The organism is Sabulicella rubraurantiaca, assembly GCF_017355885.1.
Classification (GTDB): Bacteria; Pseudomonadota; Alphaproteobacteria; order Acetobacterales; family Acetobacteraceae; genus Roseococcus; species Roseococcus rubraurantiacus.
Genome location: NZ_JAFEUU010000006.1, coordinates 108,331 through 127,919 on the forward strand (window position 1 = coordinate 108,331; position 19,589 = coordinate 127,919).

The following is a 19,589-nucleotide window of genomic DNA, read 5'->3' on the forward strand; positions in this document are numbered from 1 at the left end:
TTCCTCGCGCTTGGAGGAGCGAGACCGCCATGGCGAGCGAAGCGGAGATCCAGCGCATCCTGGCGCAAGCAGCCGAACCCTTGCCGCGGATCGGCCAGGATCTTGCCGCGGCCTTCGACCGCTTCGGTGATGCGCGCGTCGTCCTGCTGGGCGAGGCGACGCACGGCACGCATGAGTTCTACGCCGCCCGCGCCGCCATCACCCGTCGCCTGGTGGAGCGGCACGGCTTCACCATCGTGGCGGTGGAGGCGGATTGGCCCGACGCCGCCGCGCTGGACCGCTGGCTGCGCCGCCTGGGCCCCGGCGGGCCGGTGCGGCCGCCCTTCTCGCGCTTCCCCGTCTGGATGTGGCGCAACGAGGAGATGCGCGGCTTCGCGCAATGGCTGCGCACCCACAACGACGCGCTGCCGCCCGAGAGGCGCGTCGCCTTCCGGGGCCTCGACATCTACTCCCTTGGCAGTTCCATCGAGGCAGTGCTGCAGCACCTCGAGATTCATGACCCGGAGGAGGCGCGGGCGGCGCGGCGCCGCTATGGCTGCCTGACGCCCTGGCAGGCCGAGCCCGCGGATTATGGCCGCGCCGTCTTGTTCGGCGACCGCCATGGCTGCGAGGACGCCGCCGTCGCCCAATTGCAATCCTTGCTCGAAGCCGGGATGGGCGGCGAGGAATGGCTGTTCGACGCCACGCAGAATGCGCGCGTGGTGCGCGCGGCGGAGCAATACTACCGACTGATGTTCCGCAGCGGCACGGAAAGCTGGAACCTGCGCGACCGGCACATGTTCGACACGCTGCGCGCCGCGCTGGACCATGCGGGGCCGGAGGCGAAGGCGGTGGTCTGGGCGCATAACAGCCACATCGGCAACGCCGCCGCCACCGCCATGGGCTGGCAGGGCGAGTTCAATATCGGCGAGCTGTGCCGCACCGCCTTCGGCATGGATGCGGCGCTGGTCGGCTTCAGCACCGACACGGGGAGCGTGGCCGCCGCGCATGACTGGGACGGGCCGATGGAGGAGATGGCGCTGCGCCCCGCCCTGCCCGGCTCGCATGAGGCGCGGCTGCGCGAGGCGGGCTTGCCCGAGCGCGCCCTGCTGGACCTGCGGACGCCACGGCTGCGCGACGCCCTGTCGCAGCCTGCGCTGGAGCGCGCCGTGGGGGTGGTCTATCGTCCGGCGACGGAGCGGCGCAGCCATTACTTCGAGGCGGTGCTGCCCGACCAGTTCGACGCGTTGGTCTGGTTCGCCCAGAGCCGCGCCGTCACGCCCCTGCCATCTCCAGGGGAGGAGGAGGCGACCCCGCTGGGTGCCTGACCGCGCCAAATGCATCGCGGTTCATAAATATCGTTGGCGATACGGAACGGGCCGCGCCGCCGGGCGTTCGACGCGGACAACATGACACAAACGTCATGGAGGCAAACATGCGCGTCATCTCCACCCGCACGCACGGCGTGCTGGATTACCTCACCGGCCTTCTGCTGATCGTCGTGCCCTACCTCCTCGGCTTCGCCGACGGCACGGCGGCGCAGTACGTGCCGCAGGCCCTGGGCGTGCTGCTGCTCGGCTCCTCGATCATGACCGACTACGAACTCGGGCTGATGCGAATGATCCCGATGCCGGTCCACCTGACGATGGATATCGCCATGGGCGTGCTGCTCGCGGCCTCGCCCTGGCTCTTCGGCTTCGCGGACCGCGTCTTCTGGCCGCATCTGCTGGTCGGCCTGTTCGAGATCGCGGCCGGGCTGATGACCCGCACCACGCCCGACGCGGTTGCAGGCGACGTGGCCCGCAACCGCTGAGCCGCAGCGCCCGGGTCAGTCGAGCCGGATTCCCACCTGCTCGATCACCGGGCGCCAGCGCGCGGTTTCCTCGGCGATCATGCGGCCCATCGTCTCGCGGTCGTTGTAGCCGATGATGATGGCTTGGTTGCGGAAGGTCTCCTGCACGCCCGGATCCTCGAGCGAGGCGCGGATCGCCTCCTGCAGCACCTGCTTGATCGACTCGGGCGTGCCGGCGCGGATCACGAAGCCCTGCCAGCCCGGCACCACCAGATCGGGCATTCCCTGCTCCCGCGCCGTCGGCACGTCGGGCATCATTGGGTGGCGCTGCGGCGTCAGGATGGCGAGCGCGCGCACCCGCCCGCTATCCACCTGCGCCTTGGCGAGGTTGATGCCGTCGATCATCAGCTGCACCCGCCCGCCCAGCATGTCCTGCAGCGCGGGGGCGGAGCCGCGGTAGGGCACATGCACCACGTTCACCCCGGCCTGCCGCGTGAAGAGTTCGAAGGCGAGGTGGGTGATCGAACCTGGCCCGCCCGAGCCGAAATTCAGCTGCCCCGGGCGCTGCTTCGCCAGGGCGATGAATTCCTGGAGGTTGCGCACCGGAAGATCGGCCGGGACCATCACGAACAGCCCGCCCACCGTCGCGGTGGCGAGCGGCGCGAGGTCACGCACCGGGTCGAAGGGCAGGCTGCGATAGAGCAGCGGGTTGACCGCGATCACCGAGTTGTTGACGTGGCCGAAGGTGTAGCCATCCGGCGCCGATTTCGCGACCGCATCCAGGCCGAGATTGCCATTGGCGCCGCCCCGATTCTCCACCGCCACGGGCTGGCCCAGGATCTCGCCCATGCGCTGCGCGATGGGGCGCGACACGAGGTCGGAGCCGCCGCCGGGCGGGAAGCCGACCACGAGTCGAATTGGCCGGTTGGGGAATCCCGCGACCTGCGCGAGGGCAGGCGTGGCGAGAAGCGGCGCGGCCAGCAAGGCGCGGCGGGGCAGGGACATGGGCTTCCTCCGAAGTATCGTCTTTGGCCGAAGCTTCAGCGCAACGCGCCCGTCCATCAAGCCTTGCGCCAGACGCCGCGCAGCACCTCCGCCTCGCCCTGATGCTTCGGGCCTTCATCCAGCCGCACCGTGCCTTCGGTGCATTCCAGCAGCGTCAGCGCGCCGAAAGCCGCGTCCGCCGCCGCGCGCGTCCAGAGCAGCGCCGCCTCGCGCGGGCCGCCGGAGCGGCGCCCCGATTGCGCGGGCGAGAAGCCCTCCAGCACGAGCAGACCGCCCGGCCGCAGCGCCCGCACCACGCCCGCCGCCACGGCGGCGCGATCCTCCGGCGGCAGGTGCAGGAAGATCCAGGCCACGACGTCGAAGCACGATGCCGGCCAGTCCCAGCGCGCGAGATCGGCTACCTCGGCCTGCATGGAGACGCCGCGTGCCCGCGCCAGCGCCGCCGCGCGCGCGACGGCGACGGGCGACCAGTCCACCGAGATCGTGTCGAGGCCGCACCCGGCCAGGAACACGCCGTTGCGCCCCTCGCCATCGCCCAGCGCCAGGGCCCTTCCCCGTGCCGGGAAGCGCCAGGATTGCGCGCGCAGATAGTCATTGGGACGGTCGCCGAACAGGAACTCGCCGGTGCCGTAGCGCTCATCCCAGGCGAGGGAGGTGCTCATCCCGGTGCCCAGCCCGGCGGCGCCATCTCGAACCCGGCGAACTCGAAGGCGGGCGAGACGGTGCACGCAACCAGCACCCAGCCACCGAGCGGCCGCGCCGCCTGCCACGCGCCCTTCGGCACCAGCGCCATCAGGCACTGGCCACGCGACAGGTCGGGGCCGAGAAGGATCTCCTCCTCTTCGCGCCCGTCGGGCGACACGCGCAGCGACAGCGCGCCGCCGCCCTGCCACAGCCAGAGCTCCGCCGCGTCCACCCGGTGCCAGTGCGAATCCTCGCCGGGGCCGAGCAGGTAGTGGATCGCCGTCACCGCACCGCGCGCGCCATCCGCCGGCGCGTCGCGCCATACCTCGCGGAAATGCCCGCCCTCCGGATGCGGCGCGAGGCCGAGCGCCTCGATCACCGCACGGTGGTCCAGCTTGGGATCGGCGAGGTTCACGCTCAGCCCTTGGGCATCGTCTCCGCGAAGGGCTTCAGCTTCACGGTCTTCTCGTACCACGCCGCCAGCTTGGGATGGGCCTTGCGCCAATCCTCGTTGCCGAAGCGAAAATCGAGATAGCCCAGTGCGCAGATCGCGCCGACGGAGCCGATGGTCAGCGGCGCGTCCGGATCTTCCGCCTCCAGCGCCACCAAGCCGCGCTCGACCGCCGCCTTGGCGCGACCGACGAGGCGCTGCCGCCCTTCATCCTCCTGCGCGAAGGCCTGCTGCCCGCGCCGGAACACCGCCGCATCCATCATCCCGTCGGCGATGGCGGCGATGCGCAGGGCGTTCCAGCGCGGCGCGCCGTGATCGGGGATCAGCTTCGCATTGGTGCCGATGCTGTCCAGGTACTCGCAGATCAGCGGGCTGTCCGGCAGGGCGATGCCGTCATCGGTGACGAGGCAGGGCACCTTGCTGAGGGGGTTGTCGCGCAGCAGCTCCTCAGGGCTCTCATGCGGGTTTGTCGCCACCCGCTCCAGTTCGATGCCGTGATGGATGGCGACGGCATTCACCTTGCGGACGAAGGGCGAGGCGGCGCTGTTGTAGAGCTTCATGCGGGACGTTTCCTTGTCGTTGGTCAGCGGAAATTATCCTTGCCCGTCCGCAGCCGGGCCAGCTCGGCCACGTCGCGCGCGCGCAGGAACGGGTTCGCGGCCTTTTCCAGGCCGAGCGTCGTCGGGATGGTCGGCTCGTTCCGGTCGCGCTGCGCCTGCGCCTTCGCGGCATAGTCGCGCAGTGCCGCATTGTCCGGGTCCACGGACAGCGCGTAGCGGATGTTGGAGAGCGTGTATTCGTGGCCGCAGAAGACGCGCGTGTCGTCCGGCAGGGGCGCGAAGCGCTGCAGCGAGTGGAACATCTCCTCCGCCGACCCTTCCAGCAGCCTTCCGCAGCCGATCGCGAAGAGCGTGTCGCCGGGAAAGAGCGCCTTGCCGGAGGCGAAATGAAAGGCGATGTGGCCGCGCGTGTGGCCCGGGCTGTCCAGCACCACCGCCTCGCTCTCGCCCAGGCGGAAGCTGTCGCCGGGCTTCAGCGCGAGGTCCAGCTTGGGCAGGCGCGACGCATCCGCCGCGTTGCCCGCCACCTTGGCGCCCGTCGCCTCCCGCACCTCGGGAATGCCGGCGATATGGTCGCCGTGATGGTGGGTGATGAGCAGCCAGTCCAGCCGCCCGCCGCGTGAATTCACCCGCTCCAGCACGGGCCCGGCGACGGCGGCATCCACCACGGCGGTTGCGCCCGTTGCCTCGTCGCGCAGGAACCAGGCGTAGTTGTCTTCCAGCAGCGGGATGGGTTCCACATGCAGCATGGCGCGCGCCTCCTGTCCCGCCCTATATCCCGCGCATGAACGCCGAGGTCCATGGGCTGCACGAGTTTCACCTGTCGCCGCTGGGAAGGCTGGCCGCGCGGCTGGTCGGCCAGCGCTTGGCGGCCCTGTGGCCCGATGCGGGGCGGCGCGAGGTTGCAGGGCTGGGCTTCGCCGCGCCCTTCCTCCATGCAATGCCGCCTGGCCCTGGGCGACGGATCCTGCTGACCCCGTCCACCCTGGCCGACCGCCTGGGCGCCGTGGTGTCCGAATCTGCCCTGCCCCTGCCCGATCGCTGCCTGGACGGCATCGTGCTGGCCCATGCGCTGGAAGCCTGCCCGGCGCCCCGCCTCCTGCTGCGCGAATGCTGGCGCGTGCTGCGCGACGACGGGCGCCTGCTGGTGGTCGCCCCGAACCGCCTCGGCCCCTGGGCGCTGTTCGAGCACACGCCCTTCGGCCAGGGCCGGCCCTATTCCCCCGGGCAGGTGTCGCGGCTGCTGGAATCGCAGATGTTCCGGGTGGAGCGGCGCGATGGCGCCCTGTTCCACCCGCCCTTTCCCTGGCCCTGGGCGCTGCGCGGCGCCGGGTTGTCGGAGGCGCTGGGACGGCGCTGCCTTTCCCGCTTCGCGGGCGTGCTGGTGCTGGAAGCGGAGAAGGACCTTTTCGCCGCCATGCCTGCCGGCGCGGTGAGCCTGCGCCGGCGGGTGGTGATGCCCGTGCGGGCGGCGGTCAGGTCCGTGGCAGCGGGGAAGCGCGCTCCTGCTCCGCCAGCAGGCGTAGCTGCTCTGCGCGTTCCCCTTCGATGAAGGATACTTCCATGTCGCAGGCGGTGGGCGCGCCGCGGCTGCGCTCCGGGCACGCCGCGCGGGCGGTGGCGATGCGGGCTTCGGTCGCCTGATCGATCTCACGCCGGCGGGTGGCGAACCATGCCTCCCGAGCCTCGGTCGTCCCGAACTGGCCGGGTGGCAGGGTGAGGGCGACGTTAGCTGGATAGGTGCTGATCGCGCCGGAGGCGGCGTCCACCGCGACGCCAATCAGTCCGCCGATGAGGAGGTTGCCCATCGTCATGGGCTGGAACCCAGCCGGCGCAGTGGCGACAGCGGGCTGGAAACCCTGGCGCTCGCAACGCACCGCGAGGTCGCGGGAGGAGCGGCTGATCGTCACCGTGCCCGGCGTCGGGTTCACCACAGCGATGGGCGATCCGTCGCGACTGACCGTACAGGTCGCCCCAGCGGGCTCGGTGGTGACGGCGATGGTGGCAGTGGTGCCCTGCGTCACCGTGGCGCAGGCAGTGGTCAGGAACAGGCCTAGAAGGGCCAGGACACGAAGCATGTTGTTTCCTTCCTCATGGCGGGATCTTTGCCCGCATGGGAAGGTTTGCTCAAACTTGCGACATTGTCACTCTTTGTCGACCATCTTTACGAGATTTTTAGTCGCATGGCCTGTCGAGCCGAACCCGCCTCCCCCTCGCGCCGTCTCGTCCAGGCTGGCCACTTCCTCCCACATCGCCCGCACTACGGGGACGAAGACGGCCTGGGCCACGCGGTCGCCGCGTGACACCGCGAAGGGTTCGGTCCCGGAATTGAACAGGATCACCCCCACCTCACCGCGGTAATCCTCGTCCACCGTGCCAGGCGTGTTCAGCACCGTGACGCCGTGCCGCAGCGCGAGGCCCGAACGGGGCCGCACCTGCATCTCGAAGCCGGGTGGCAGGGCGATGCGGAGCCCCGTGGGCACCAGCGCGCGACCGCCCGGCGGCACCACGCAGGGCGCAGCGGCGAGCAGATCCATCCCGGCGGCACCCGACGTGGCATAGGCCGGCAAGGGCAACCCCTCGGCGGAAGGCAGGCGCGCGACGCGCACGGTGACCGCACTCATGCCAGCGCCTCCGCGACGCGCAGCGCGAGGCGGGCGGCCACCTCCTCCTTCGGCATCCTCGGCCAATCCTCCACGCCCTCGGCGGAGACGAGGTGGACGGCGTTCTCCATGCCGCCCATCACGTCGCCCGACACGTCATTCGCCATGATCCAGTCGCAGCCCTTGCGCGCCAGCTTGGCCTGGGCGTGCTCCACCACCTGTTCCGTCTCCGCAGCGAAGCCGACCATGAGGCGCGGCCGCCGCGCGTGGACGGAGAGCGTGGCGAGGATGTCGGGGTTCAGGGCCATCTCCAGCACGGGCGCACCCGCGCCCGGTTCCTTCTTCAGCTTCTGCCCAGCCTCGCGCGCCACGCGCCAATCGGCGACGGCTGCGGCGCAGATCGCGCCATCGGCGGGCAGCGCCGCCTCGCAAGCCGCCAGCATCTCCCGCGCCGTTTCCACCCGCACCACCTGCACCCCTGCCGGGTCGGGCATCGCGACCGGGCCGCTCACCAGCGTCACGCGGGCGCCCAGCCGTGCCAGGGCGGCGGCGATGGCATGGCCCTGGCGGCCCGAGGAGCGGTTGGCGATGTAGCGCACCGGGTCGATGGGCTCATGCGTCGGCCCGGACGTGACGAGGATGTGCTGGCCACGCAATGGACCGTCCGACAGCGCGGCACGCACGGCGTCGCACATCGCCTCTGGCTCCACCAGCCGCCCGGGCCCGGATTCGGGCTCGGCCATAGCTCCCGAGTCCGGGCCGATGAAGCCCACGCCCCGCGCCCGCAGCGTTGCTACATTAGCCTCCGTCGCCGGGTGCTCCCACATGGCGGGGTTCATGGCCGGCGCCACCAGCACGGGCGCGCGCGTCGCCAGGAGGATGCAGCCCGCGAGGTCGGTCGCCAGACCCCCCGCCATGGCGGCGAGGCGCGAGGCGCTGGCCGGCGCGACCAGCACCAGATCGGCCCATCGCGCGAGGCGGATATGGCCGATCTCCGCCTCCGCGGCCCAGAGGTCGTCGAAGACCGGCTCCGCCGTCAGCGCCGCGAGGGATTCGCGCGTGACGAAGCGCGCCCCGGCGGCGGTCAGCACCGCGCGCACCGTCGCCCCCTCCTCACGCAGGAGGCGTGCCAGCATCAGCGCCTTGAAGGCGGCGACGCTGCCCGACACGATGAGGAGGATGCGGCGACCTTGGAGCATGGGGGAACCCTAGCCTCCGTTCCGGCGCGACGGAACTTCCCTCACCCCTTGTGGACGCGCAGCGGGCCGAAGGACTGGCCCACCGGCATCACCTGCAGCAGGTTCACGTTCACCCGCGCCGGACGCGTCGCCACCCATTCCACCGCCTCGGCGATGTCCTCGGGCGTCAGCGGCTCCGCACCCTCGTAGATCGCGGCGGCGCGGGCGTCGTCGCCATGGAAGCGCACGTTGGAGAATTCCGTGCCGCCGACGAGGCCCGGCTCGATATCGGTGACGCGCACCTTGGTTCCCCAAAGATCGGCGCGCAAATTGAGCGAGAACTGGCGCACGAAGGCCTTGGTGCCGCCATAGGCATTGCCGCCCGGATAGGCGTAGTCGCCCGCGGTGGAGCCGATATTCACGACATGCCCACGATTGCGCGCCACCATGCCGGGAAGCACGGCGCGGGTGACGTACATCAGCCCCTTGATGTTGGTGTCTACCATCGCGTCCCAATCGTCGAGGTCCGCCTCCTGCGCGGGGGCGAGGCCGAGGGCGAGGCCCGCATTGTTCACGCAGATGTCGATCGCCGCCCATTCCACCGGCAGCCCTGCGATGGTGGTACCCACCGCCGCGCGGTCGCGCACGTCCAGCACCAGCGGCAGCAGTCGTTCCGCACCCAGTTCGTTACGCAGCACCTCCAGCCTGTCCTGCCGCCGTCCCGCGGCGATGACGCGGTCGCCACGCGCGGCGAAGCGGCGGGCGATGTGGAGGCCGAAGCCGGCAGTGGCGCCGGTGACGAGGACGATCATGCAACGATCTCCGTTCAGCGTGGGTCAAGCTGCGCCCACTTATTGCGCCGCGCCATGCCGTTGGAAAGCTTCCCTCCCGTGCCACTCGCCTGGGCGCGTCGCGCCGTGCTTCTGCTGCTCGCCCTTGCCAGCCCGGTCCAGGCCCAGCAGGCCGCCTTCGAGGTGGCGCTGCGCCTCGATGACCGGCAGATCCGCTCCGCCGGGATCGAGTTGGGGCGGGTGGAGCGGGAGACCGGCTCCGCCGAGGTGTCGCTGCCGGGCCAAGTGGTGGTGCCGCCGAGCCAGCTGCGCGTCATCGCCGCCCCGGCGGCGGGGCTGATTGAGACGCTGCTCGTCGCGCCCGATGAGCGCGTGCGCGCCGGCCAGGCCGTCGCCCGGCTGCGCTCCACCGAATTGGTGGAGGCGCAACGCCTGTACCTGGAAGCCGCGAACCGCGCCGAACTGGCAGCGGAGAAGCAGCGCCGCGACGAGCAGTTGTTCCGCGAGCGGGTGATCGCCGAGCGCCGCCTCATCATCACCCGCGCCGAGGCGCGCGCCGCGGCCGCCGCGTTGGATGAGCGTACCCAGATGCTCAGCCTGCTCGGCATGGCGGAGACGGAGGTGGCGGAACTGCGTGCCGACCGGCGCATCCGACAGGCGCTGACCGTCACAAGCCCGATGGATGGTGTGGTGATCGGCCGCGCCGCCACGGCTGGTGAACGCGTGGCCCAGGCGGCGCCGCTGCTCAGCGTGGCGCAGCTGGAGCCGCTCTGGATCAACATCCAGGTGCCGATCGCGCGCATCTCCGCCCTTGCGGTGGATGCGCCGGTGGCGGTGCCGGCCTATGGGGCGGAGGGCTTCGTGCTGCGCCTGGGCCGCACCGCCGACGCGGCGACGCAGAGTGTGCAGGCGACGGCGCTGGTGAACCGGGGGGCGGAGGCGCTGCGTCCTGGCCAGGCGGTCACGGTCGCGCTGGAAACGCGGCGCAATGGCGACTCGCAATGGCGCGTCCCGGCCGGCGCGGTGGTGCGTCACCGCGAGCGATCCTGGGTCTTCGTCCGGACGGATTCGGGCTTCGTCGCCCGCCCGGTGCAGGTGGTGGGCGAGACGGCGCAGGTCACCTCGCTGCGCGGTCCGCTCCAGCCCGGCGACCAGGTGGCGACGCGCGGCATGCTCGCCCTGCTCGCGGAACTCGCCGAAGCGGATCAGAGCTGAATCCATGCTCGCCCGTCTCGTCGATACGGCGCTGCGTCAGCGCCTGCTGGTGATCGTCGCCGCCCTGGCCCTCGCGGCCTGGGGCTTCCTGTCCTACCGTGCCCTGCCCATCGACGCCTTTCCCGACGTGTCGCCGACGCAGGTGCTGGTCTCCATGCGCGCCCCCGGCCTGACGCCGGAGGAACTGGAGCGCCGCGTCACCCAGCCGGTGGAGCTGGCGATGCGCGGCATTCCCAACCTCGTCTCCATGCGCTCCACCACGCGCTTCTCCGTCTCGCTGATGACCTTCGAGTTCGCGCCGGGCACGGACATCTTTTGGGCCCGCGCCCAGGTGGGCGAGCGACTGAACGAGATCGACGACCAGCTTCCCGATGGGGTGGGTGGCGGGCTGGCGCCCATCATCACGCCGCTCGGCGAGATGCTGATGTTCACCCTGGAAGGACCCGACCTCAGCCCGCGCGACGCCCGCACCTTGTTGGACTGGGTGGTGCGGCCGCAGCTGCGCGCCGTGCCGGGCGTGGCTGACGTGAATGCGCTGGGCGGCTATGTCCGCACCTATGAGGTGGTGCCCGACCCCGTCGCCATGGCGGCGCGCGGCATCACCACGCGGATGCTCGAGGAAGCGATCGAGCAAAACAACCGCAACGACGGCGCCGGCCGCATCCGCGACGGCGAGGAGGCGCTGCTGGTTCGCGCCGAGGGCCGCATTCGCTCCTTGGAGGAGGTGCGCTCCATCGTCCTCTCCTCCCACGCCGCCGGGGTGGTGCGCATCGGTGACGTGGCGGATGTGCGCTTCGGTGGTTTGCCGCGCAACGGCGTCGTCACCCGCGATGGCGAGTCGGAGGCGGTGTGGGGCCTCGTGCTCGGCCTGCGCGGCGTGAATGCGCGCGAGGTGGTGGAGGGGGTGAAGGCCCGTATCCCCGCCATCGAGCGCCAGCTCCCCGAGGGGGTGCGCTTCGTCCTGTTCTATGACCGCGCGGATTTGATCGGGAAGGCGGTCTGGACCGTGCAGAAGGTGCTGCTGGAGGCGATCGCGCTCGTCGTCGTGCTTCTGCTGCTCTTCCTCGGCAACTGGCGCGCGGCGCTGGTCGTCTCGCTCTCCCTGCCGCTCGCGGTGCTGGCGACCTTCGGCGTGATGAAGTGGCAGGGGCTTTCGGCCAACATCATGTCGCTGGGCGGCATGGCCATCGCCATCGGCCTGCTCGTGGATTGCGCCGTGGTGGTGGTGGAGAACGCGGCGCACCGTTTCCACGCGTCGCCAGCCGGGCTGACCATGGCGCAGCGCGTGCGGCTGGTGGGCGAGGCGACGCGGGAGGTGGCGGTGCCACTCGTCTCGGGCGTCGTCATCATCGTCGGCGTCTTCGTGCCGCTGCTGTCGCTGCAGGGGCTGGAAGGGCGGCTCTTCTCGCCTGTCGCGCTCACCATCGCCTTCGCGCTGATCGTCGCGCTGACCTTGTCGCTGACCGTGGTGCCGGTGATGTGCGCCCTGCTGCTGAAGGGCGGCCATGCGCGGGAACCCTGGCTGGTCCGCCGCCTTCACGCCGTCTACGACCCGTTCCTGGAATGGGCGATGCGGCGGCCCCTCGTCATCGGCGGCGCGGCGCTGGCCGGGCTTGTTGCCGCCTTTCTCGCCTTCGGGCAGATCGGCTCCATCTTCATCCCCGCGATGGACGAGGGCACGCCTGTCATCACCGTCCGCAAGCACCCCACCATCGGCGTGGACGAGACCGCCGACGTGGATCTGCGCATCGCGCGCGAGATCCGCGCCCAGGTGCCGGAGGTTGCGGGCATCATGGCCCGCGCCGGGGCGGATGAGCTGGGCATCGACCCGGTCGGTCTGAACGACACCGACATGTTCCTGCAGATGGCGCCGGTGGAATCCTGGCGCGAGGAAGCGCAGCGCGGCGGCACGCCCTGGGTGATGGACCGCGTGCGCGAGGTGATGGATGCCATCCCGGGCGTCACCTACTCCTTCGCGCAGCCCATCGACATGCGCGTGCAGGAGATGATCATCGGCGCGCGCGGCGACGTGGTGGTGAAGATCTTCGGCCCCGAGATTCCGGAGCTGAACCGCATCGCGCGCGAGATCGAGGCAGCGCTGCGCGGCGTCGCCGGCTCCGCCGATGTCTTCGCCCTGCGCAACGAGGGGATGAAGTACCTCACCGTGCGCGTGGACCGGCTCGCCGCCGGGCGCGTCGGCCTCAACGCGGGCGAGGTGCAGGAAGCGCTGCGTGTCTGGGTGGACGGCGTGCGCGTCGGCGAGGTGCTGGAAGGCGAGCGCCGCATCCCCGTGCTGCTGCGCGGCGAGGCGGGGCTGCGCCGCTCCGCCGGCGACCTCACGCGCGTGCCCATCGCCCTGCCCGGCGGCGGCACGGTGCTGCTCTCCCAGGTCGCGGAGATCCGTGAGGAGGAGGGCGCGGTGCAGGTGGTGCGTGAGCAGGCGCAGCGCATGGCGACCGTGCTGGCCAATGTGCGTGGGCGCGACGTCGGCGGCTTCGTGGCCGAGGCGCAGCGTATCGTGGGCGAGCGCGTCAGCATCCCGCCTGGCTACGACGTCGCCTGGGGCGGGCAGTTCGAGAACCAGAGCCGTGCCCAGGCAAGGCTGATGGTGGTGGTGCCCCTGGCGATGGCCGGGATCTTCCTGCTGCTCTACCTCACCTTCAACAGCCTCAGGCAGGCGACGCTGGTCTTCTGCAACGTGCCCTTCGCGCTGATCGGCGGCGTTGTCGCGCTGTGGCTGTCCGGCGAGTTCCTGTCGGTGCCCGCCTCGGTCGGCTTCCTCTGCCTGATGGGCATCGCGGTGCTGAATGGCGTGGTGCTCATCTCCTACGTGAACCGGCTGATCGCGGAGGACGGGCTCGACCTGCCGCAGGCGGTGCGGGAGGGGGCTAAGCGGCGCATGACGCCGGTGACGCTCACCGCCTCCATCGCCGCCCTGGCATTGGTGCCCTTCCTCTTCGCCACCGGGCCGGGCTCGGAGATCCAGCGCCCGCTGGCGGTGGTCGTCATCGGCGGCCTCGTCACCGCGACGGTGCTGACGCTGGTGCTGCTGCCCATCCTCTACGAGCGCTTCGCCCTGCCCGGGGCGGCGCGCGATTCGGAATCCGCTCAAGGGGAGCCCGCCGAATGATGCGCCTCCTGCTGCTTCTCCTGCTGCTCCTGCCCGGCATCGCCCAGGCGCAGCTTTCCGCCCATGTGGACGCCGCCATGGCGCTCGACGCCGGCGCCCGCGCCATCGCCGCCCAGCGCGAGGTAGCGGCCGCGCGCACCGCCACGGTGCGGTCGCTGACGCCGCTGCCCCCTGCCGTGTCCGGCTCCTTCCGCTCCGACACGCGCGGCCCGCGCGAGGTGCGGGAGCTGGATGCGGAACTCTCCCTGCCGGTCTGGCTACCTGGCCAGCGCCGGGCCCTTGCCGGCTCCGTCGCCACCAGCGTGGCGGAGCAAGAGCGCCGCCTCGCGCTGCGGCGGCTGGAGGTGGCCGGGGCGCTGCGCGACGCGTGGTGGAACGCGGCGGAGGCCGCGCGCGCCGTGCAGCTGGCGCGCGAGCGGCTGACCACCGCCCGCGCCATCGCGGGCGACGTGTCCCGGCGCGCGCGGCTGGGCGACATCCCGCCCGGCGAGGCACTGCTGGCGCGCAACGAGACCCTGGCCGCCGAACTCGCCCTTTCCCAGGCCGAGGCGGAGCAGGAGCAGGCCCGCGCCCTCTACGCCGTCGCGACGGGCGGGCTGCAGCCGGACCTCCCTGTGGAGCGCGTGCTGCCGGCCCGTGGGCCGCACCCGCTGCTGGCCGCGGCCGAGGCGGTGCTGGAGACCGCATCGGCCCAGGCGCGCTACGTCGCCACCACGCCGCGCGACAACCCGGAGGTTGGGTTTTTCGCTCGCCAGGAGGGCGGCACCGGCACCAACGAGGGCACCTCCCTCGGCCTGCGCTTCCGCCTCCCCCTGGCGACGGAGGGCCGCAATGCCCCCCGCCGCGCCCAGGCCCAGGGCGAGGTGACGCGGGCTGCGGCGGAACTCGCGCAGTCGCGCCGGCAGGTCGCCGCCACCATCAGCCGTGCCGAGGTGGCGCTGCGCGCTTCCGAGGCCAATCTCCGCATCGCCCGGCAGCGCCTCCAGGTGGCGCGGGAGCAGGAGGCGATCGCCCTCAACGCCTTCCGGGGCGGCGAGACGGGCACGTTCGACCTGTTCCGCGTGCGCCAGCTCCGGCTGGAGGCGTCGAACGACGAGGGACGCGCGGCCGTGGAGGTGAATCGCGCCCGGTCACGGCTGAACCAGGCGCGGGGGGTCGTGCCCTAGGGCGCGCAAGGAAGCCATGCGGTAAGGCGGGCGGGGGCGCGGGCGGGTTTCTCTTGACCTGAACCCGGCGCGACCCAAGACTCCCTGGGCAAAACATGAACAAGCCCCGCGTGACGGGCCTCCTGCCCGCCCTTTCGATGTCCCAGGCCCTGGACCCTCGCGCCACCGCCGTGCTGCGCGAGCTGGTGGAGGTGTATGTCCAGACCGGCGAGCCCGTCGGCTCCCGCACCCTGTCGCGCCGCCTGCCGCTCAACCTTTCCCCCGCTTCCATCCGCAACGTCATGGCCGATCTGGAGGAGGCGGGGCTGCTCTACGCCCCCCACACCTCCGCCGGGCGCCTGCCGACCGAGCGGGGCCTGCGCCTCTTCGTGGACGGGCTGCTGGAATTCGGCGACCTGTCGGCGGAGGAGCGCGAGACCATCGCCGCGCGCTGCGCCGCCCATGGACGGTCGCTCCAGGAGACCCTGGCCGAGGCGGGGCAGATGCTCTCCGGCCTCGCCGGGGCGGCCGGGCTCGTGGTCGCGCCCAAGGGCGAGGCGGCGGTGCGCCACATCGAGTTCGTGCCCCTCGGCCCCGGCCGCGCCCTGGTGGTGCTGGTGGCCGAGGATGGGCGCGTCGAGAACCGCGTGATCGAGGTGCCGCCCGGCCTGCCGCCCGCGGCGCTGATCCAGGCCGGCAACTACCTCAACGCCCGCCTTACCGGGCGCACCCTGGAGGAAACGCGCGAGGCGGTGTCGGAGGAGATCGCCGCCAACCGCACCGCGCTGGACGCACTGACGCATCAGGTGATCGAGGCGGGGCTGGCCACCTGGGCGGGCGGCTCGGCCGGCTCGCTCATTCTGCGCGGCCAGGCGCGTCTTCTGGAGAACGTGGAGAACCTCGCCCGCGTGCAGGAGATCTCCGCGCTCTTCGAGCGGCTGGAGGCGCAGGAGACGACGCTGCGCCTGCTGGAACTCGCGCAGCGCGGCGAGGGGGTGCAGATCTTCATCGGCGCGGAGAGCGGGCTGTTCAGCAGCGCCGGCCTGTCCGTGGTCGTCGCGCCCTTCCGCAACGCGCAGGAGAAGATCGTCGGCGCCATCGGCGTGATCGGCCCGTCGCGTATCAACTATGGCCGGGTGATCCCGGTGGTGGACTACACGGCGCGGGTGCTGGGCCGCCTCCTCGGCTGAGGAGGCCGGCCTCCGGTTAGGCCCACTTCATGCGCCGAATCGCCACGCCTGCCTTTCTGATCCTGCTGGGGCTTCCCGGCCTTCTGTCCCTCCCCGACCTTCCCGGCGTGCCGCGCTGGGCCGTGCTGCTCAATCCCCTGCTGCTTCTGGTGGCCTTCGCCTTCGCCGGCCAGTTCGCCGCGCCCCGCTGCGGACTCCATCTACGCTCGCCCGAGGCCACGCCCGCTTCGCGCCTCCTCCAGGCGGGAAGCGGTGCTTTGCTCGGATTTGCCCTCGCCCTCGCCGGCCATCTTGCACGTTCCTGGTGGCAGGCGGCGCCGGGCCTGCCGCCCTCGGTGATCGAGGGCTGGAGCCTTGCGAGCCTTCGGCTGGGTGTCCTTTACGGCGGGGTGGTGGAGGAGGTGATCCTGCGCTGGGGCGTGATGAGCCTGCTCCTGCTCCCGCTCCGGCGCATCCTGGCCCGGTGGGACGCGGCGCTTCTCCTCGCCATCCTGCTTTCCGCGCTGCTTTTCGCCGCCCTGCACTTGCCGGCGCTGGCCGCGTCCGGAGCGCCGCTGGAAGCAGGCGTGGTGCTCCGCACCCTCCTGCTCAACACGGTGGCCGGGTTGCTCTTCGGCTGGATCTTCGCGCGGCGCGACCTGATCGCCGCCATGCTGGCCCATGCCGGCGCGCATCTCGGCTTCGCCGTCGCTGCGCTGATGGCATGACAGCCATGCTGGGTTGATCCCCCAAGCCGCGCCGACTACCTCCCCACCCATGAGCGACACGCCAGACCAGCAACCCGCGCCGGAGGCCGTCAACGACGCCGCCGCGCCCGAGGCCCTTCCCGACCCCACGCCAGAGGAACGCATCGCCGCCCTGGAGGCCAAGGTGGCGGAACTCGAATCCGCACTGCTCTATGCCCGCGCCGAGACACAGAACGCCGCGCGCCGCGGCCGCGAGGAGGCGGAGAAGGCCCGTCTCTTCGCCGTGCAGAAATTCGCGGCCGACGTGGTGGAGACGGCGGAGAACCTCCGCCGCGGCCTGGAATCCCTGCCCCCCGCCGCTGAGGACGAGCCGGAACTCCTCGCCAAGCTGCGCGGCGGCTTCGAGGGGGTGGAGCGCTTCATGCTTCAGCGGCTGGAAGCCAATGGCATCCAGCGCAAGCCTGCCCAGGGCGAGAAGTTCGACCCCGAGTTCCACCAGGCGATGAGCGAGGCCCCAGCCCCCGAGGGCGTGGAGCCCGGCACGGTGCTCCAGGCCTGGAGCAGTGCCTGGACGCTGAATGGCCGCCTATTGAAGCCGGCCATGGTGGTGGTCGCGGCCAAGGCCTGATGATCCGGGACATCGGCGAGGCGGATCTTCCTGCCCTCGCCGCGCTGAACGATTCCGAGGCGTTGCAGGTGAACGCTCTGGGGCTCGAAGGGCTCCGCGCCGCCGCCCGCATCGCCTTCGCGGCGCGCATTGCTGCGGAGGGCGGCGCCTTTCTCATCGCCTATGACGAGGCAACGCCCGCCCAGGGGCCGAATCATTCCTGGTTCGTCGCGCGCGGCGGGCGCTTCGCTTATGTGGACCGGGTGGTGGTGGCGGCCTCGGCGCGGCGCACCGGCCTGGCCCGCGCCCTTTACGCGGACCTCGCTTCCCTGGCGGCGGCGCGCGGCAAGGAGCTTCTGTGCTGCGAGGTCAATCTCGACCCGCCGAACCCCATCTCTCTTGCCTTCCACGAGATGCTCGGCTTCGCGCCGGCCGGCGAGGCGACCGATCCGCGCAACGGCAAGCGCGTGCGCTACCTCAGCGCACCGTCATCCGCGATCCTGGCGGCAGCTCGCGGTTCAGGATGAGCGTGCCGTCCGTGGTGATCTGCCCCATCCGGTCCCCGACGCGGCCATAGGGCGTGTCGGGGAAGCCGGAGGCGCCGGGCCGCGTGTCCACCCCGCCGCAAGCGACGAGAAGCAGGGGAAGCAGCAGGGGCAGAACACGCATCGCGGTCACTCCGGACGGATATTGGCCGCGCGGATCAGGTCGCCCCACAGGCGCGTCTCGCTGGCCAGATAGGCGCCGAGGCTTGCCGCATCCCCGGTGACGATGTCCACCCCCTGCTGCGCCATGCGCGCCCGCAGCTCGGGGTCGTCCGTGCTGGCCTTCAGCGCAGCGGCGAGGCGCTGCTTCACCGGCTCCGGCGTCGCGGCCGGGGCGAAGAGCCCCTGCCAGAACACCGCGTCGAAGCCCGGCACTGCATCGGCCACCGGCGGCAGCTCGGGCAACAGCGATGAGCGCTGGGCGGAGGAGACGGCGAGGCCGCGCGTCGCGCCGTCACGCACCGTCGGCAGTGCTTCAAGCATCGCCTGGAACATCGCGTGGATGCGCCCCGCGCGCAGCTCCAGCAGCGCCGGCGCGCCGCCGCGGAACGGCACGTGCAGCACGTCGATGCCGGTGCGGTGCGCCAGCAGCGCCTGCGCCAAATGGTTCACCGCGCCCGTGCCGCTGCTGCCGAAATTCACCTTGCCCGGATTGGCGCGGCAATAGGCGATGAACTCCGCCGTGCTGTTGACGGGCAGCGAGGGATGGACGTGCAGCACGAAGGAGGTGCGGTACATCATCCCGATCGGCGCCAGCTCGCGCATCGGCTCGCGCGGGGTCAGGCTGGGCTGCAGCGCGGGGTTGATGGCGAGTGTCGTGGTCCCGGCCAGGAGCGTGTAGCCGTCGGGCCGCGCCTGGGCGACATGGGTGTTCGCCACGGCGGTCGCAGCGCCGGCGCGGTTGTCCACCACCACCGTCTGGCCCAGCTCGCGCTCCATCCGCGCGGCGACGGCGCGGCTGCTCACGTCGGTGACGCCGCCGGGCGGATAGCCGGAAACGAGCGTGATCGGGCGGCTAGGGAAGCTGTCCTGCGCGCGCGCGGGCAGGGCGGCAAGGATGACGGGCGCGGCCAGCAGGGCGCGGCGTGATGTCATGGCGTGTTCCTCCGTTCGCGGCACATTGGATTCCACGCCGCCGCCGCGCAACCGTCATCGGGACGTAACACGTTGCGACTATGTCGCGCCGCATGAACGCGACGCTGGAAATCCAGTCCCTGTCCCGCCGCTTCGGCAACACCGCCGCGCTGGACGCGGTGAGCCTGTCCATCCCCGCCGGGCAGATGGTTGGCATTATCGGCCGTTCCGGCGCCGGGAAATCCACGCTGCTGCGGATGATCAACCGCATGGCGGAGCCGGATGCCGGCCGCATCGTGTGGGGCGGGCAGCAGGTGACGGCGCTGCGCGGCCAGGCGCTGCGCGACTGGCGCACCGGCTGCGCCATGATCTTCCAGCAATTCAACCTGGTGCAGCGCCTCGACGTGCTCACCAACGTGATGATCGGGCGGCTGAACCGCAGACGCGGCATCGCGGCCCGCATCACTGCGCTGCTGGGCCGCTTCCCGGATGAGGACCGCGCCCTGGCGCTGTCGGCGCTGGAGCGATTCGACCTTCTCCCCACCGCGCTTCAGCGCGCGGAGACGCTCTCGGGCGGGCAGCAGCAGCGCGTCGCCATCTGCCGCGCCCTGCTACAGCAGCCGCACACCATCCTGGCCGACGAGCCCATCGCCAGCCTCGACCCGCGCAACGCCCGCACGGTGATGGAAGCGCTGCGCACGGTGAACCGGCGCGACGACATCACCGTGGTGGTGAACCTTCATCACCTCGACGCGGCGCGCGAGTTCTGCGGCCGCATCATCGGCATGCAGGCTGGACGCGTCGTCTTCGATGGCACGCCGGAACAGCTGACCGAGGCCGCTGCCGAGCGCATCTACGGCGCCCCGACCACGCGCCCCGCACACGGCAGCGAACCGACCGAGGACGCCATTCTCGCCGCCCGCTGGGCGGTCGCCTGACACGATCCGCAAGGAA

At 71.5% G+C, this 19,589-nt stretch carries 22 protein-coding genes; 11 read left to right on the forward strand and 11 right to left on the reverse strand.

Annotated features, from left to right (window positions below; translation table 11 throughout):
* Positions 1-29 precede the first annotated feature (29 nt).
* Together JTJ31_RS12485 and JTJ31_RS12490 are read left to right on the forward strand one after the other, a co-directional pair.
* Positions 30-1,307: an erythromycin esterase family protein gene (locus JTJ31_RS12485; RefSeq protein ID WP_207538995.1), complete on the forward strand. Its 1,278-nt coding sequence runs from the start codon at positions 30-32 to the stop codon at positions 1,305-1,307.
* Between the two features lie 107 nt (positions 1,308-1,414).
* The gene (locus JTJ31_RS12490) at positions 1,415-1,792 is read left to right on the forward strand and encodes an SPW repeat domain-containing protein (protein ID WP_207538996.1); all 378 of its coding nucleotides are present in this window, start codon (positions 1,415-1,417) and stop codon (positions 1,790-1,792) included.
* Positions 1,793-1,807: 15 nt separating this feature from the next.
* Here JTJ31_RS12490 and JTJ31_RS12495 read toward each other — a convergent pair whose 3' ends face one another.
* Genes JTJ31_RS12495 through gloB form a run of 5 tightly spaced genes read right to left on the reverse strand, consistent with a single transcriptional unit; the run spans position 1,808 to position 5,220 of the window.
* Positions 1,808-2,776 carry a Bug family tripartite tricarboxylate transporter substrate binding protein gene (locus JTJ31_RS12495; protein WP_207538997.1) on the reverse strand — a complete coding sequence of 323 codons (969 nt, stop codon included), beginning with the start codon at positions 2,774-2,776 and terminating at the stop codon, positions 1,808-1,810.
* Positions 2,777-2,832: 56 nt separating this feature from the next.
* The gene (locus tag JTJ31_RS12500; protein ID WP_207538998.1) at positions 2,833-3,438 is read right to left on the reverse strand and encodes a methyltransferase domain-containing protein; all 606 of its coding nucleotides are present in this window, start codon (positions 3,436-3,438) and stop codon (positions 2,833-2,835) included.
* Positions 3,435-3,881 carry a cupin domain-containing protein gene (locus JTJ31_RS12505; RefSeq protein WP_236020161.1) on the reverse strand — a complete coding sequence of 149 codons (447 nt, stop codon included), beginning with the start codon at positions 3,879-3,881 and terminating at the stop codon, positions 3,435-3,437. Before JTJ31_RS12505 ends, JTJ31_RS12500 begins: the two co-directional genes overlap by 4 nt.
* Entirely contained in the window at positions 3,878-4,471 is a 594-nt protein-coding gene (locus tag JTJ31_RS12510; RefSeq protein ID WP_207539000.1) for a glutathione S-transferase N-terminal domain-containing protein, read from the reverse strand. Before JTJ31_RS12510 ends, JTJ31_RS12505 begins: the two co-directional genes overlap by 4 nt.
* Positions 4,472-4,494: 23 nt before the next feature.
* A complete protein-coding gene (gloB, locus tag JTJ31_RS12515; protein ID WP_207539001.1) occupies positions 4,495-5,220 on the reverse strand; it encodes a hydroxyacylglutathione hydrolase in 726 nt (241 codons plus the stop codon).
* 35 nt (positions 5,221-5,255) lie between these two features.
* Between gloB and JTJ31_RS12520 the strand changes: the two genes are divergently transcribed.
* Complete coding sequence (locus JTJ31_RS12520; RefSeq protein WP_207539002.1) at positions 5,256-6,023, forward strand: class I SAM-dependent methyltransferase; 768 nt, start codon at positions 5,256-5,258, stop codon at positions 6,021-6,023.
* Here JTJ31_RS12520 and JTJ31_RS12525 read toward each other — a convergent pair.
* The 4 genes from JTJ31_RS12525 to JTJ31_RS12540 form a co-directional block, all read right to left on the reverse strand.
* Entirely contained in the window at positions 5,947-6,549 is a 603-nt protein-coding gene (locus tag JTJ31_RS12525) for a hypothetical protein (RefSeq protein WP_207539003.1), read from the reverse strand. The two genes, JTJ31_RS12520 and JTJ31_RS12525, sit on opposite strands and share 77 nt — an antisense overlap.
* Before the next feature lie 66 nt (positions 6,550-6,615).
* A complete protein-coding gene (gene dut / locus JTJ31_RS12530; RefSeq protein WP_207539004.1) occupies positions 6,616-7,095 on the reverse strand; it encodes a dUTP diphosphatase in 480 nt (159 codons plus the stop codon).
* On the reverse strand, positions 7,092-8,273 hold the full coding sequence (coaBC, locus tag JTJ31_RS12535) for a bifunctional phosphopantothenoylcysteine decarboxylase/phosphopantothenate--cysteine ligase CoaBC (RefSeq protein ID WP_207539005.1): 1,182 nt from the start codon (positions 8,271-8,273) through the stop codon (positions 7,092-7,094). The genes dut and coaBC overlap by 4 nt, the downstream gene beginning before the upstream one ends.
* 41 nt (positions 8,274-8,314) lie before the next feature.
* A complete protein-coding gene (locus JTJ31_RS12540) occupies positions 8,315-9,064 on the reverse strand; it encodes an SDR family oxidoreductase (RefSeq protein WP_207539006.1) in 750 nt (249 codons plus the stop codon).
* A gap of 78 nt (positions 9,065-9,142) precedes the next feature.
* Here JTJ31_RS12540 and JTJ31_RS12545 point away from each other — a divergent pair, with 78 nt between their 5' ends.
* The 7 genes from JTJ31_RS12545 to JTJ31_RS12575 all read left to right on the forward strand — a co-directional run bounded on the left by JTJ31_RS12545 (position 9,143) and on the right by JTJ31_RS12575 (position 17,543).
* Positions 9,143-10,258, forward strand: coding sequence for an efflux RND transporter periplasmic adaptor subunit (locus tag JTJ31_RS12545; protein WP_207539007.1), 1,116 nt, complete (start codon positions 9,143-9,145; stop codon positions 10,256-10,258).
* A 4-nt stretch (positions 10,259-10,262) separates the two neighbouring features.
* A complete protein-coding gene (locus JTJ31_RS12550) occupies positions 10,263-13,388 on the forward strand; it encodes an efflux RND transporter permease subunit (protein ID WP_207539008.1) in 3,126 nt (1,041 codons plus the stop codon).
* The gene (locus JTJ31_RS12555) at positions 13,385-14,554 is read left to right on the forward strand and encodes a TolC family protein (protein ID WP_207539009.1); all 1,170 of its coding nucleotides are present in this window, start codon (positions 13,385-13,387) and stop codon (positions 14,552-14,554) included. Before JTJ31_RS12550 ends, JTJ31_RS12555 begins: the two co-directional genes overlap by 4 nt.
* A gap of 95 nt (positions 14,555-14,649) precedes the next feature.
* Entirely contained in the window at positions 14,650-15,723 is a 1,074-nt protein-coding gene (gene hrcA / locus JTJ31_RS12560) for a heat-inducible transcriptional repressor HrcA (RefSeq protein WP_207539010.1), read from the forward strand.
* 29 nt (positions 15,724-15,752) lie between these two features.
* Entirely contained in the window at positions 15,753-16,430 is a 678-nt protein-coding gene (locus JTJ31_RS12565) for a CPBP family glutamic-type intramembrane protease (protein ID WP_207539011.1), read from the forward strand.
* A 49-nt stretch (positions 16,431-16,479) separates the two neighbouring features.
* Positions 16,480-17,037, forward strand: coding sequence for a nucleotide exchange factor GrpE (locus JTJ31_RS12570; protein WP_207539012.1), 558 nt, complete (start codon positions 16,480-16,482; stop codon positions 17,035-17,037).
* The gene (locus JTJ31_RS12575; protein ID WP_207539013.1) at positions 17,037-17,543 is read left to right on the forward strand and encodes a GNAT family N-acetyltransferase; all 507 of its coding nucleotides are present in this window, start codon (positions 17,037-17,039) and stop codon (positions 17,541-17,543) included. The genes JTJ31_RS12570 and JTJ31_RS12575 overlap by 1 nt, the downstream gene beginning before the upstream one ends.
* Here the strand turns inward: JTJ31_RS12575 and JTJ31_RS12580 are convergent.
* Positions 17,494-17,685 (reverse strand): hypothetical protein, encoded by a 192-nt coding sequence (locus tag JTJ31_RS12580; RefSeq protein ID WP_207539014.1) that lies wholly within the window; start codon positions 17,683-17,685, stop codon positions 17,494-17,496. The two genes, JTJ31_RS12575 and JTJ31_RS12580, sit on opposite strands and share 50 nt — an antisense overlap.
* A gap of 5 nt (positions 17,686-17,690) precedes the next feature.
* Entirely contained in the window at positions 17,691-18,656 is a 966-nt protein-coding gene (locus tag JTJ31_RS12585; RefSeq protein ID WP_207539015.1) for a Bug family tripartite tricarboxylate transporter substrate binding protein, read from the reverse strand.
* An 80-nt stretch (positions 18,657-18,736) separates the two neighbouring features.
* Here JTJ31_RS12585 and phnC point away from each other — a divergent pair, with 80 nt between their 5' ends.
* Positions 18,737-19,573, forward strand: a complete 837-nt coding sequence (gene phnC / locus JTJ31_RS12590) for a phosphonate ABC transporter ATP-binding protein (protein WP_236020139.1) — start codon at positions 18,737-18,739, stop codon at positions 19,571-19,573.
* Positions 19,574-19,589: the final 16 nt, after the last annotated feature.